Source organism: Kutzneria sp. NPDC051319 (assembly GCF_040682195.1).
GTDB lineage: Bacteria > Actinomycetota > Actinomycetes > Mycobacteriales > Pseudonocardiaceae > Kutzneria.
In genome coordinates this window covers 243170-255837 of the sequence record NZ_JBFBAM010000005.1, presented here as the reverse complement: position 1 = coordinate 255837, position 12668 = coordinate 243170, and the positions used below count along the sequence as shown (strand labels likewise).

Sequence of the window (12668 nt, the reverse complement as noted above, 5' to 3'; positions counted from 1 at the left end):
ACCAGTCGGTACGCAGGAGCTACGAGGAGGTCTTCGGCATGCAGGTGCGCGACAGCGTGGTCGTGGTGACCGGGGCCGGTCGGGGGATCGGGGCGGCCCTGGCCCGCCGTTTCGCCGCCGAGGGGGCCGCCGGCATCGTCGTCTCCGACGTGAACGGGGACTCCGCCGCGGCCGTCGCCGCCGAGCTCGGGGGCAACTCCGTCGCGGTCGCCGCCGACGTCACCGACGCCGCCCAGGTCGCCGCTCTGGTCACCGCCGCCGAGTCCCACTTCGGGCCCGTCGACCTGTTCTGCTCCAACGCCGGCGTGGCCTTCGGCCGGGGCATGGACGCCTCCCCCGCCGACTGGGCGACGAACCTCAACGTCAACCTCATGGCCCACGTGCACGCGGCCAACGCCGCCCTGCCGTCAATGCTCTCGCGCGGCCGCGGCTACTTCCTCAACACCGCGTCGGCCGCCGGCCTGCTGATGTCCCCCGGCGACGCCCCGTACAACGTGTCCAAGCACGCCGCCGTCGCCTTTGCCGAATGGCTCTCCGCCACCTACGGCGACCAGGGCATCGGCGTCAGCGTCCTGTGCCCCATGGGCGTGCGGACCGACATGCTCATGCCCGGCATCGAGCAGGGCGAGACCGCCGCCCTGGCCGTCGCCGCCTTCGGCGACATCCTCGAACCCGCCGCCGTCGCCTCCGTGGTCATCGACGGCCTCGCCGCCGAGCAGTTCCACATCCTCCCCCACCCCGAGGTCGCCACCTTCCTCCAGCGCAAGGCCTCCGACATCGACCGCTGGCTCTCCGGCATGCGCCGCGCCACCGCCCAACTCCCCCGCTAACCTCCTTTTTTCGCTACGTGAGTGGCTCATTTCGCTCCTAGAGCCACCTGAGCCACTCACGTGCGAGAACCACCCGCCCCAACGCGCCACATGAGTGGCTCAAGTGGCCGCCAATGCGAAATGAGCCACTCACGTGAAAAAGCGCCGGCTCAGCCCAGAGACCGCTTGAGGAAGTCGACCTGGAGCAGGAGGAGGTTCTCCGCCACCTGTTCCTGCGGGGTCATGTGGGTGACGCCGGAGAGGGGCAGGACGGTGTGGGGGCGGCCGGCGGCCAACAACGCCGAGCTCAACCGCAGGGTGTGGGCGGCGACCACGTTGTCGTCGGCCAGACCGTGGATGATCATGAGGTCCTGGCTGAGCTTGGGGGCGTCCTCGATGAGGGAGTTGGCGTCGTACACCTCGGGCCGCTCAACCGGGTTACCGAGATAGCGCTCGGTGTAGTGGGTGTCGTAGAGCCGCCAGTCGGTGACGGGCGCGCCGGCGATGCCGGCCCGGAAGACGTCCGGGCGGCGAAGCACGGCCAGGGCGGACAGGTAGCCGCCGTAGGACCAGCCCCGGATGGCGACGCGGGAGAGGTCCAGGAACGGGAACTGCGCGGCGGCGGCGTGGAGGGCGTCGACCTGGTCGTCGAGGGTGGCGCCGGCGAAGTCGAGGTGGATGGCCCGCTCCCACCCGGGACCCCGGCCGGGAGTGCCGCGACCGTCGACGACGAGGACGGCGAAGCCCTGGTCGGCCAACCACTGCGAGGCGGTGAAGGCATTCCGGGTCTGCACGACGCGCTGCGCATGGGGCCCGCCGTACGGGTCGAGCAGCACGGGCAGCGGGCCGTCGACGTAGCCGGTGGGCAGCAGCAGGGCGCCGCGAAGGCCCCGCTCCCCCAGCTCCAGCAGCTGGACGTTGGGCGTGATGGACGGCGTCTCGGCCAGGGACTCGATGCCACCGACGCGAGCGGAGCCACGGAAGACCTCGGCCACAGTGCCGAAGAAGCCGAGACCGGTGCTCAGCCGCACGGTGACGTCGCCGCTACGGGCGATGGCGTGCACGCCGTCGCCGACGGACAGCCGCTCCACGCCGTCCTTGCGCACGCGGTAGGTGTGGATCTGCGTGGGGTCGCCCTCGGACGCCCTGACCAGGATGTCTTCGGTCGTCACTGAAGTCACGGAGCGTACTTGCAGCGAGCCGTCGGTCAACACGTCGTCGCCGACGACCAGTCGCCAGGCGCCGTCGATGGCGGCGATCCGGACCAGCCGGCCGTCCTTGGTCCACGCCGGCACGCCGGGCATGATGTCGACCCACTGCGGGTCGCTGTCCTCGTGCAGCACGGAAGTCGCGCCGGTGGCCGGATCCAACGCCAGCACCCGCTGCGTGCGCTGGTCACGGGACTGCACGAGCAGCAGCGGCGCCCCGCCGGCCGACCAGTGCGCGGTCGCCAGGTACGGGAAGGCCACGCGGTCCCACTGCACGTCCACGCGCGAGCCGTCGAGGCCCAGCACGGCGAGGCTGACGTCGGCGTTGGGCGTGCCGGCGGCCGGGTAGGCGATCTCCGCCGGCACCGTGCCGGGGTTGGCCGGGTCGGCGATGTGCCAGCGCTGCACCGGCTTGTTGTCGACGCGGGCGGCCAGCAGCCGCTCACCGTCCGGCGCCCACCAGTAGCCCCGGAACCGATCCATCTCCTCGGCCGCGATGAACTCGGCGACGCCCCACGTAACCTCGTCCCCGTCGGGCACGGCCAGGCCCCGGTCGCCTGAGCCGTCCACGCCGACCACCCGCAGCTCGCCGGCCACCACGGCGTACGCCACGTGCCGGCCGGTCGGGTCGGGCCTCGGATCGATCACCGGACCGGGCGTGGCCAGCTCAGCGGTCGCGCCGGTGGCCAGGTCGGTCACGTGCACCTTGCCGGACAGCGCGAACGCCGCGACGGTCAACGCGGAGTCGGTGGCGTACCCGACCACACCGGCGGCCGACTCCCGGCTGCGCTCACGGCGCGCCCGCTCCTCCGGCGAGAGGTCCTCGCTGTCGGAGAAGGGGTCGAACAGCGGGGTCTCCCGCCCGCTCTCGACGTCCAGGCTCCACAGGCCGGTGCGACGGTCGGTGCCCGACGCGGAGCGCAGAAACAGCACCCGGGATCCGTCCGGTGCGACGGTGAACGCCCTGGGCACACCGAGCGAGAAGCGCTGGGTGCGGGCTTGTTGGCGGGGGAAGGACAGTTCGGCGGTCACGGAATGGACCCTATCCGTCCCCGCCCAGGTCACGCCGCTGCGATATCGGCGTAGCCCCGCAGGATGCCGGCCCAGCCGTTCTCGTTGTCCACGCCGCTGGCCACGGCCTGCCAGTTGCCGCCGTGCCGCTCGAAGTGCCGGTGCTCCAGCTCGACCCGGGTCACGTCCGGGCCTTCGGCGACGAACCGGATCTCGACCTCGCTGGCCTTGGCCGGGTCCGGGTCGTACGCCCACTCGCCGTTGAGGTGCCAGCTGACCACCACGCGGTTGGGCGGGTCGTAGACCAGCACCGTGCCCCAGTCGCACTCGCTGCCGTCCACGCCGCGCTCGTACCAACGGCCGCCCTGCCGCTGTTCCATGATCGCCTCGGCCATGTCGGCCTTGCCGATGTGGTGCGAGGACGGCCACCAGGTGGCGAACCCGGCGGTGAAGACCTTGAAGGCGTGCTGCTGGCCGGCCCTGACGGTGACGGTCCTGACGACGCTCATGACGGCTCCTCGGGTGTGTTCTCGACGGCGGCCGCGTAGGCGGCCAGTGCGCGGTCCCACACCAGGTCCAGGTAGGCCCGTAGGCCCGCGACCCCGCTCGGGTCGACCCGGTAGAGGCGCCTGGTGCCGACGGCGTCGTCGATCACCAGCCCGGCCTCCTTGAGCACCTTGAGGTGTTGGGACACGGCCGGACGGCTGATCGGCAGCTCGCGGGCGAGCTCGCCGACGGCCTTCGGCCCGGTGGCGACCAGCTCGAAGAGGGCCCGGCGCATGGGGTCGCCCAGCGCGCCGAGGCCGTCGGTTCGGTAAGTCGCCACGAACGGTAAGCTACGGCTTACCGAGACTGTCCGTCAAGTAGTGTGAGCACTGTGCAGCGGTTCATCACCGGCCCGGCCGTGGCCCGGCTGGAATGGGTGCTCGACGGCCTGGACGGGGAACGCGGCTGGGGTGAGGACGCCGCCGAGGTGCTCGCGCCCGGGTTCGCCGAGGCCGTCCCGCCCGAGCAGTACGTCAAGATCACGCGGCGGCGGGCCATGGACTACTCGCCGGTGGTCGTGCTCGGGTTCGACCTCGTCAACGACACGACCGCGCGGGCTCGGCTCCGCCGCCATGACGGAACCGTGGATGTGGTGTCGTGCACGGTGGAAAGCGCTTCACCGCACCGGATCGTCCACACCTACGTCACCGGGCTGGTGCCCGACGACCTGACGCCGCGCCTGCCGGCCGACTTCGCGCGGCACGATGTTCCCGACACGGCAACGGATGCGCGGCTGATCGTGTTCTCCGGCGTGCCCGGCAGCGGCAAGAGCACGCTGGCCGACGCCACCGGCCGTGAGCTCGGCATCCCCGTCTTCGCCGCCGACTGGCTCCTCGGCGCGCTGACCCCGTTCGGAGGCCGGCATTTCGAGTCACCGCTGTCCATTGCCGAGGAACTGCTGACCACGTTGGCGTTACGGCAACTGGTCGCCGGCCAGTCGGCGATCCTCGACTATCCGGCCGAGCGGGTCGCCACCCGGGAACGCTGGCGCAGCCTGGCCTCACGCACCGGGGCCGACTTCCGCGCGGTGGTCTGCATCTGCTCGAACCCCACGACCCATCGCCAGCGCCTCGAAACCCGCACACGTGGCATCCCCGGCTGGCACGACGCCGGCCACTGGGCCAACGTCCAGCAGCGGCAGACGGCGTTCCCGGGCTGGGCCGGCGCCGCACTGGCCGTCGACACCGCCCAGCCCCGGGAGATGGTCTTCGCCGCCGTCATGCGCCACCTCACCGAATAACCACCCTGATGCAGGGAAGGACGCCTTACCCTCGTTCAACGCGGGTAAGGCGTCCTTCCCTGCGTCAACGGAGGTCAGGAGTTCTGCGGGAACCCGAGGTTGATGCCGCCGTGCGACGGGTCCAGCCAGCGGCTGGTCACGACCTTGGACCGGGTGTAGAAGTGGACGCCTTCCGGGCCGTAGGCGTGGGAATCGCCGAACAGGGACTGCTTCCAGCCGCCGAACGAGTAGTACGCCACCGGCACCGGGATCGGCACGTTGACGCCGACCATGCCCACCTCGACCTCGTGCTGGAACCGCCGCGCGGCCCCGCCGTCGTTGGTGAAGATGGCAACGCCGTTGCCATAAGGGTTGTCGTTCACCACCGCCACGGCGTCCTCGTACGAGGACCGCCGCACCACCGACAGCACCGGGCCGAAGATCTCGTCCCGGTAGAGCGTCATGTCCGGCTCCACGCCGTCGAAAAGCGTTGGCCCGAGCCAGAAACCGGCCGAGTCGCCGTCGATCACATGGGAGCGGCCGTCGACGACGAGCCGGGCGCCCTCGGACACGCCGGTGTCCAGATAGGACGTGACCTTGTCGCGATGGGCCCCGGTGACCAGCGGGCCCATCTCGCTGTCGGGCTTGCGCCCGTCGCCGACCGACAACCCCGGGAGCCGCTCGGCGATCTTGGCGACCAGCTCGTCGCCGATGGGATCCACGGCCACCACGACGGAAACGGCCATGCACCGCTCCCCCGCCGAGCCGAAGCCGGCGTTCACCGCGGCGTCGGCGGCGAGATCGAGATCGGCGTCGGGCAGCACCACCATGTGGTTCTTGGCGCCACCCAACGCCTGCACGCGCTTGCCGGCGGCGGTGCCGGTCTCGTAGACGTAGCGGGCGATCGGCGTGGAACCGACGAACGAGATCGCCTTGACGTCACGGTGTTCCAGCAGCCGGTCCACGGCGACCTTGTCGCCGTGGACCACGTTGAGCACACCGGCCGGCAACCCGGCCTGGGCCCACAGGTCGGCGATGAGCATCGACGCCGACGGGTCCTTCTCGCTGGGCTTGAGCACAACCGTGTTGCCGCAGGCGATCGCGGTCGGCACGAACCACAGCGGCACCATGGCCGGGAAGTTGAACGGCGAGATCACGCCGACCACGCCGAGGGATTGCTGGATCGAGTACACGTCCACCCGGGTCGACGCGTTCTCGCTGAAGCCGCCCTTGAGCAGCTGCGGGATGCCGCACGCGTACTCGACGTTCTCGATCGCCCGCTGCACCTCGCCGGCCGCGTCGGAGAGCACCTTGCCGTGCTCGGCGGTGATGCGGGCGGCCACCTCGCTCTTGTTGGCCACCAACAGTTCCCTGAACCGGAACAGCACCGTCGACCGCGCCGCCAACGACGCCTCGCGCCAGGTCAGCCAGGCCTTCGACGCCGCCGCGACCGCCTCGTCGACGACGTCGGCCGATGCGAAGTCCACAGTGGACGCCACGGAACCCGTTGCCGGGTCGTACACCTCACCGACCCGCGAGGCGGTGCCGGTCCACAGCTTGCCGTCGATCCAGTGCGTGGTCATCGGGACAGCTCCTCGTTGGTCACGGCAATGGACTCGGCCAGGATGTCCAGGGCCTCGTCGGCCTCCGGCTCGGTCAACGTCATCGGTGGCGCCAGCCGCAGCACGTTCCCGTTGAGGCCGCCCTTGCCGATCAGCAGGCCACGCTTTCGCGTCTCCTCCAACACCCTCGCCGCCGCACGGGCGCTCGGCTCGTCGCCGCCGGGCTCGACCAGCTCGACGCCGATCATCAGCCCCTTGCCGCGCACGTCGCCGATCACCGGGTTCTCATCGCCGACGTGGCGCAGGCCGTTCATCAGCTTGTTGCCCAGCTTCAGGGCATTGGCCTGGAGATCGTGCTCCAGCACGTAGTCCAGGGTGGCGTTGGCGGCCGCGGTGGAGATCGGGTTGCCGCCGAAGGTGGAGATCGAGTTGGCGGTCAGGCTGTCCATGATGTCGCCACGGGCGATCACGCCGCCGATCGCGAAGCCGTTGCCCAGCCCCTTGGCGAAGGTCATCATATCCGGCACGACGTCGTGGGCCTCGATGCCCCAGAAGTGCTCGCCGGTCCGGCCCCAGCCGGTCTGCACCTCGTCGGAGATGAGCAGAATCCCGTTCTCGTCCAAGACTTCCTTGAACGCCGCGAACAGGCCGTCGGGCGGGGTGGTGAACCCGCCGACGCCCTGGATCGGCTCGGCGATCATGCACGCCACGTCGCCCGCGGTGGCGGTGGCCAGCACCTCGCGCAGGTCGGCCACGCAGGCCTTGATGTAGTCGGCGTCGCTGAAGTCCTTGAACGGCCCCCGATTGCGGTTGCCGCCGTGCACGTAGCTGACGTTGACCGGACTGAGCGAGGAGGCCGACCAGCCGCGGTTGCCGGTGACGGCGATCGTGCCGAACCCGCGGCCGTGGTAGGAGTTGCGCAGGGCCAGCACCTGGTTGCTGCGGCGGAACTGGGTGGCCAGCATCATCGCCGTCTCGTTGGCCTCGGTGCCCGAGTTGGTGAAGAACACCTTGGCGTCGGGGATGCCGGACAGCCGCGCGATCTTCTCGGCCAGCTCGACCTGCTGGCGGATCAGGTACAGCGTGGAGGTGTGCACGATGCCGCCGGACAGCTGCGCGCGCACGGCGTCGGAGATCTCCGCGATGTCGTAGCCGATGGCATTGGTCAGGATGCCGGCGAAGAAGTCCAGGTACTGGTTGCCCTCGGCGTCGGTGACGCGGCGGCCCTCGCCGTGCGTGATCTCGATCGGCTCGTCGTAGTACAGCGCGAGCCACCCGGGCAGCACAGCCTTGTGCCGGGCGAGCAGTTCAGCGTGCGACGACATGGCGTTCCTCCCGTGGTGGACCGGACCCGCAAGCGAGTGTGCGGCCCGGCGGGTCACCGCGGTAATGGACAACCTGTAGCGGGTTGGGCCGCCTAGACTGACACTGTGTCCAAGCTGGCCAAGAGCTCGGTGTTCCCGTCCGTGTCGGACGTGCTGACCATGCCGCTCATCCGGCGCGGCCGGCCCCGGCTGGCGGCCGGGTCGGCGGGGCTGGACGGCCGGGTCCGATGGGTGCACGTGGCCGAGGTCGCGGACATCGGGCCGCTGCTGCGCGGCGGCGAGCTGGTGCTGACCACGGGCATCGCGCTCGGTGACGACCCGGCCGAGCTCACCGCCTACATCGACGGGCTGGCCGACGCCGGGGCCAGCGGCGTGGTCTTCGAGCTGGTCCGGCGCTGGACCGACGCGCTGCCGGCGGCGCTGCTGGCCGCGGCCGAGCGGCGGTCACTGCCCGTGATCACGCTGGCCCAGGAGACCCGGTTCGTGGCCATCACCGAGGCGGTGGTGGCGATGATCGTCGACGCCCAGCTGGCCGAGCTGCGGGCGGCCGAGCAGGTGCACGAGACCTTCACGGCGCTGACGGTGTCCGGGGCCGAGCCGTCCGAGGTGCTCCGCGAGGTGGCGCGGATGACCGGCGCCCCGGTGGTGCTGGAGACGCTCGGTCACGACGTGCTGGCCTACGACACGGCCGGCGGCGAGGTGGCGGAGCTGCTGGCCAACTGGGCCGAGCGGTCCCGGGCGGTCAACGTCGCCGAGCGCACGGCCTACCACCCGGGCGCCGGTTGGCTCGTGACGATCGTCGGCGCGCGCGGCAACGACTGGGGACGGTTGGTGCTGGTGAGCCCCGACTCGCCGCCGCACCGGCTGGTCGTGGTGGCCGAGCGGGCCGCCTCCGCGCTGGCCGTGAACCGGCTCGTCGCCCGGGACCGGGAGAGCCTGGAGCGGCACACCCATCGCACCCTGTTGACGGAGCTGCTGGCCACCGGCGCGCCGCCGGTGGATCTGGCCACCCGGGCCGGGGCGCTCGGGGTGCCGCTGGAGGGGAGGCAGCTCGTCGGCATGGCCATCCGCCCCGAGACCACGCCGTCGGCGACCCAGGAGGCGCTGCGCGACCTGGCCGAGGCCACCGCGTCGGCCGCCCGTCGCACCAAGATCCCGGCCCTGGTCGGCGGCGTCGACGACATCTCCGTGCGGGCACTGCTCTCCCTGCCGTCGCAGTCCACTGTGGACGCCGCGCTGAGACGCCTTGCCTCACAGATCAGGAGTTCCCCCACCGCGATCCCCGTGGTCATCGGCGTCGGCACCACCGTGCGGTCCATCACCGACGGCCGGCGCAGCATGATCGAGGCCGCCCACGTGGCCAACGCCGCCCTGCGCTCCCCCGGCACCCGCAGCTACCACCGGCTCGACGACGTGCGCCTGCGCGGGCTGCTGCACCTGCTCCGTGAAGACGAGCGCCTGTCGGCCTTCGCCGAACGCGAGCTGGGGCCGCTGTTGGCCCGCGATGCCGCCCAGGGCAGCCGCCTGATCGACATCCTGCGGGTGTTCTGCGAGCACGGCGGCAACAAGTCGGCCGCGGCCGCCGCCGCGCACATGTCCCGCACCGCCTACTACCAGCAGCTGTCCCGCATCGAGTCGGTTCTCGGTGTCTCGCTTGAGGATCCCGAGTCCATGCTGTCCCTCTACGTTGCCCTGCTGGCAATGGATCTTCCCTGCTAGGGTCGGTTCCCGTGGCGGAAACCTATGCGACCGGGCCCTTTGCCGCGCCGACCGAGCAGGAGCGGCTGCGGATGCTGGAGCGGTTCCGCGACCCCGACACGGTGGCGATCCTGGAGTCGCTGCCGGCGGCGGAGTCGTGGCGGTGCCTGGAGATCGGCGCCGGCGCCGGTTCGGTGACCCGCTGGCTCTCGTCGCACTGCGCCCACGTCGTGGCCGCCGATCTGGACGTGCGGCGCCTGGAGCCGGCGCCGAACGTCACGGTGCTCGAAACCGACATCGCCACGCATGCGTTCGAGCCGGCCTCGTTCGACCTGATCCACGCCCGTGCCGTGATGTGTCACCTGCCCACCCGGGACAAGGTCGTCGCCGACGCCCGGGACTGGCTCGCCCCCGGCGGCTGGTTCGTCGTCGAGGACGTCTACACGCTGCCGGTCGGCTCCAGCCCCTATCCGGCCATGAACACCTACGCCCAGGCCGCAGCCGCTTCGGCTCAGGCTCGCGGTGCCGACATGCAGTGGGGCACAAGGCTTCCCGGGCTCATGGCGCGGCACGGCTATGTGGACATCCAGGTGGAGACGAAGCCGCGGATGATCGGCCTCGGCGGCCTGGCCGACGACCTGTGGCGGCTCAACCTGCAACAGGCCGGGCCGCACCTGATCGCCAAGGGCCTGTTCACGCAGAAGGCGCTGGACGAGTGCCTGGCGCTGATCGACGATCCCGGTTTCGTGGATGTCCGCTATATCGGCATTTCCGTCTGGGCCCGCAAGCCGGAGTGAGCGGCGCGGCGGATCGCCGCGATCCCCGACCGGGCCGCGCCGGTGAGGCCGAACCCCATCGGCACCAGGATCACCAGCAGCGCCACCACGCCGCCGACCGCCGACCACCCGCCGTCCGGGATCGCCGACACCGCCAGCCCGATCACCCGCAAGGTGGCTCGCAGCGTGAACCCGAAGTAGTAGGAGAACGCGATCGCCACGCCGGGCACGTACAGCAGCAGATAGGCCCTGGCCCAGAACAGTTCCCGCGGTGTCGCCGCTCCGATCAGGTCCAGGTCGTTGCGGCCGGCCCGACGGATCAGCCGGCGGAACACCGCGCCCTTGAGCGCCCACAGGTTCTTGCTGTTGGTCAGCACCAGGAACAGGGCGTAGAAGTCGGTGCGCATGTACACGGCGGTCTGCGCGACGATGGCGCCGACGTTGATGAACACCGCGACCCGCATGATCGGGTCGGGGCCGACGAACTCCTGGAGTATCACCAGAATCGCCACGATCGCGGCGTCGATCAGGATGCCGGCGACCAGCGGCACCGCGCGGCGCCGACGGGGCAGCACCCACAGGCCGGTCACGTCCGTCTGCGCCACGATGAAGAACAGCCTGCGGCCGAAGGAGATCCGGCCGTAGACGCCGTACTGGGCGGCGGCCAGCTTGTGCGCCATCTCGTGGATGACGGTGAGCACGGCCGAGACCACTGTGATGGACAGCAGGCTGGCCAACGGGATCGTGAACGGCACGCCGTCGTGGTAGTCCGGCCGCAGCGCGGGGTCGACCACGAGCAACACCACCCCGATCACCACCAGCGCCGCCTGCGCGGTCAGTCCCGCCGGACCGAAGAGGATACGGCCGAGGCGGTGGCCGAACGGCGGTGTGTCGCCCGGCGGCTCCTCGTCGCTCAGGATGCCGGCCTCGGTCAGGTCGTGCAGGAAGTCCTCGACATCCACCGGCTCGCCGACCATCTCGCCCGCCCGGGCCGTGCACTCGGCCACCGAAAGGCCTTCCTGCAACCACAACACGATCCGGCCGCCGACCGCCGGCACCTCGACGAAGTCGGGGCCGCCGCGCCAGCCGAGCAGGTATCCGTCGCCGTCCGGGACGACCGTGACCGCCTGGATCATCGGCACAGCTCGCAATCGGGATGGTGCTGCCACGCATGGCGTTCCGTGGTCATGCCGTCGGCCAGCTCCACGACGTGATAGCAGGCCGCGGCGACCGGCGGCTCGGTGCGCCGCAGGTAGCGCATCGCCTCCATCGTCACGAAGCCGGCCAACAGCTGCACGACCGGCCCGGTGGCTCGGTTGACCGGATTCCGCTCGAACAGCGCGTCCCGCATGGGCCCCTCGTCGCCGCGGTGCAGGTGCAGGCAACGCCGGCAGGGCGACCGGCCCGGCTCCACCGACCAGTAGCACAACGTCGAATAGGCCAGACCTCCCACGACATAAGGGATTCCGAGCTCGAAGCAGGCCTCGTTGACCATGAGCTGGATGTCGTCCGGGCTGTCGACGGCGCACACCACCAGGTCGTGGCCCTCGGCCAGTTCCCGGACGGCCGCGGCGCTGTCCACCCGGCGGTGCACCGGTTCGACGACCGTGCCCGGGGAGTAGGAATCCGCCCAGGCCTTGGCCGCGTCCACCTTGCGCTCGCCGATCGCGGCCAGCCCGTAGGCGAACTGCCGGGCCAGGTTCTTGGTCTCCACCACGTCGAAATCGACCAGTGTCACGTGCCCGACGCCCAGCCCCACCATGGATTGCAGCACGCCGGAGCCCACGCCGCCCGCGCCCAGCAGCAGCACCCGGGCCGCCGCCACCGCCCGGTGCTGGTCGGCGCTGCTCACGTCCAGGCTCGCCGTCACGTCGTAGAAGCGCAGGTTGCTCTCGTGCCGGCGCCGGACCTCGAGCGGCAGGGTCTCGTCGTCGCCGGCCCGTTCCAGCAGACCCCACTCGTCGAACTGCGCGACCGCCGCGGCGACGTCCCGTTCGGACACCGTGAAGCCGTTGGCCGCCATGGCATCGGCCAGTTCCGGCTCGGCACGGCGGCCTTCCCGCAGCAGGCCGAGCAGGGCCGCGACGGCGCCGTCCTCGTCGTCGAGATGGACGCGTTCCAGCGCGCGCCGGTGGATCACGACACTGCCGGCGTCGGGCAGCACCAGCACGGATTTCAGGCGTGGCAACACAAGCGGTCTCCCGGTTACGGACCGAGCCGTCCCCGGTCGAGGCGGGGACGGCTCGGCGTGCTGGCGACTCAGGCCGCCTCGGACTCCGTCTGGTGGTTGCGCGTCGCCTCGATGCGCTCCACCTTCTTCACCATGATCTTCATGCGTTGTCACCCCCTCGATCGAGGGCATGATCCTGCGCCGCCCCCACTCCCGGCCGACAGGGAGCCAGCCCCCAGGCGACCCAGGAACATTTCCCGACCCCAACCCCCGCGAGTCCCGCTCTCGGGCACACCGAAATACGGTTTCGGGCAGACCGGATCTGCACCGCCGCGGGTTTCGGT

11 protein-coding genes are annotated in these 12668 nt (G+C 71.0%); 4 read left to right on the top strand and 7 right to left on the bottom strand.

The features are described 5' to 3' along the window. Positions 1-38: 38 nt before the first annotated feature. A complete protein-coding gene (locus AB0M73_RS07285) occupies positions 39-830 on the top strand; it encodes an SDR family oxidoreductase (protein ID WP_363887995.1) in 792 nt (263 codons plus the stop codon). Between the two features lie 149 nt (positions 831-979). On the opposite strand, the gene AB0M73_RS07280 is transcribed toward AB0M73_RS07285, so the two are convergent. The 3 genes from AB0M73_RS07280 to AB0M73_RS07270 are packed head-to-tail and all read right to left on the bottom strand — an operon-like array spanning position 980 to position 3854. Then, complete coding sequence (locus AB0M73_RS07280) at positions 980-3049, bottom strand: prolyl oligopeptidase family serine peptidase (protein ID WP_363887992.1); 2070 nt, start codon at positions 3047-3049, stop codon at positions 980-982. Between the two features lie 29 nt (positions 3050-3078). Beyond that, positions 3079-3537, bottom strand: coding sequence for an SRPBCC family protein (locus AB0M73_RS07275; protein WP_363887990.1), 459 nt, complete (start codon positions 3535-3537; stop codon positions 3079-3081). Beyond that, positions 3534-3854: a metalloregulator ArsR/SmtB family transcription factor gene (locus tag AB0M73_RS07270; protein ID WP_363887986.1), complete on the bottom strand. Its 321-nt coding sequence runs from the start codon at positions 3852-3854 to the stop codon at positions 3534-3536. Before AB0M73_RS07270 ends, AB0M73_RS07275 begins: the two co-directional genes overlap by 4 nt. 51 nt (positions 3855-3905) lie before the next feature. Between AB0M73_RS07270 and AB0M73_RS07265 the strand changes: the two genes are divergently transcribed. After that, positions 3906-4814: an ATP-binding protein gene (locus AB0M73_RS07265; RefSeq protein ID WP_363887984.1), complete on the top strand. Its 909-nt coding sequence runs from the start codon at positions 3906-3908 to the stop codon at positions 4812-4814. Positions 4815-4888: 74 nt separating this feature from the next. On the opposite strand, the gene AB0M73_RS07260 is transcribed toward AB0M73_RS07265, so the two are convergent. Continuing rightward, on the bottom strand, positions 4889-6376 hold the full coding sequence (locus tag AB0M73_RS07260; protein ID WP_043717214.1) for a CoA-acylating methylmalonate-semialdehyde dehydrogenase: 1488 nt from the start codon (positions 6374-6376) through the stop codon (positions 4889-4891). Beyond that, positions 6373-7680: an aspartate aminotransferase family protein gene (locus AB0M73_RS07255; protein ID WP_363887982.1), complete on the bottom strand. Its 1308-nt coding sequence runs from the start codon at positions 7678-7680 to the stop codon at positions 6373-6375. Before AB0M73_RS07255 ends, AB0M73_RS07260 begins: the two co-directional genes overlap by 4 nt. Positions 7681-7809: 129 nt before the next feature. On the opposite strand from AB0M73_RS07255, the gene AB0M73_RS07250 reads away from it, so the two are divergent. Together AB0M73_RS07250 and AB0M73_RS07245 are read left to right on the top strand one after the other, a co-directional pair. After that, a complete protein-coding gene (locus AB0M73_RS07250) occupies positions 7810-9399 on the top strand; it encodes a PucR family transcriptional regulator ligand-binding domain-containing protein (protein ID WP_363888043.1) in 1590 nt (529 codons plus the stop codon). An 11-nt stretch (positions 9400-9410) separates the two neighbouring features. Next, positions 9411-10175, top strand: coding sequence for a class I SAM-dependent methyltransferase (locus AB0M73_RS07245; RefSeq protein WP_363887979.1), 765 nt, complete (start codon positions 9411-9413; stop codon positions 10173-10175). Here the strand turns inward: AB0M73_RS07245 and AB0M73_RS07240 are convergent. Both AB0M73_RS07240 and AB0M73_RS07235 read right to left on the bottom strand, forming a co-directional pair. Further along, positions 10136-11290, bottom strand: a complete 1155-nt coding sequence (locus AB0M73_RS07240; RefSeq protein WP_363887976.1) for a hypothetical protein — start codon at positions 11288-11290, stop codon at positions 10136-10138. The genes AB0M73_RS07245 and AB0M73_RS07240 overlap by 40 nt on opposite strands. Then, entirely contained in the window at positions 11287-12345 is a 1059-nt protein-coding gene (locus AB0M73_RS07235) for a ThiF family adenylyltransferase (protein ID WP_363887974.1), read from the bottom strand. The genes AB0M73_RS07240 and AB0M73_RS07235 overlap by 4 nt, the downstream gene beginning before the upstream one ends. Positions 12346-12668 lie beyond the last annotated feature (323 nt).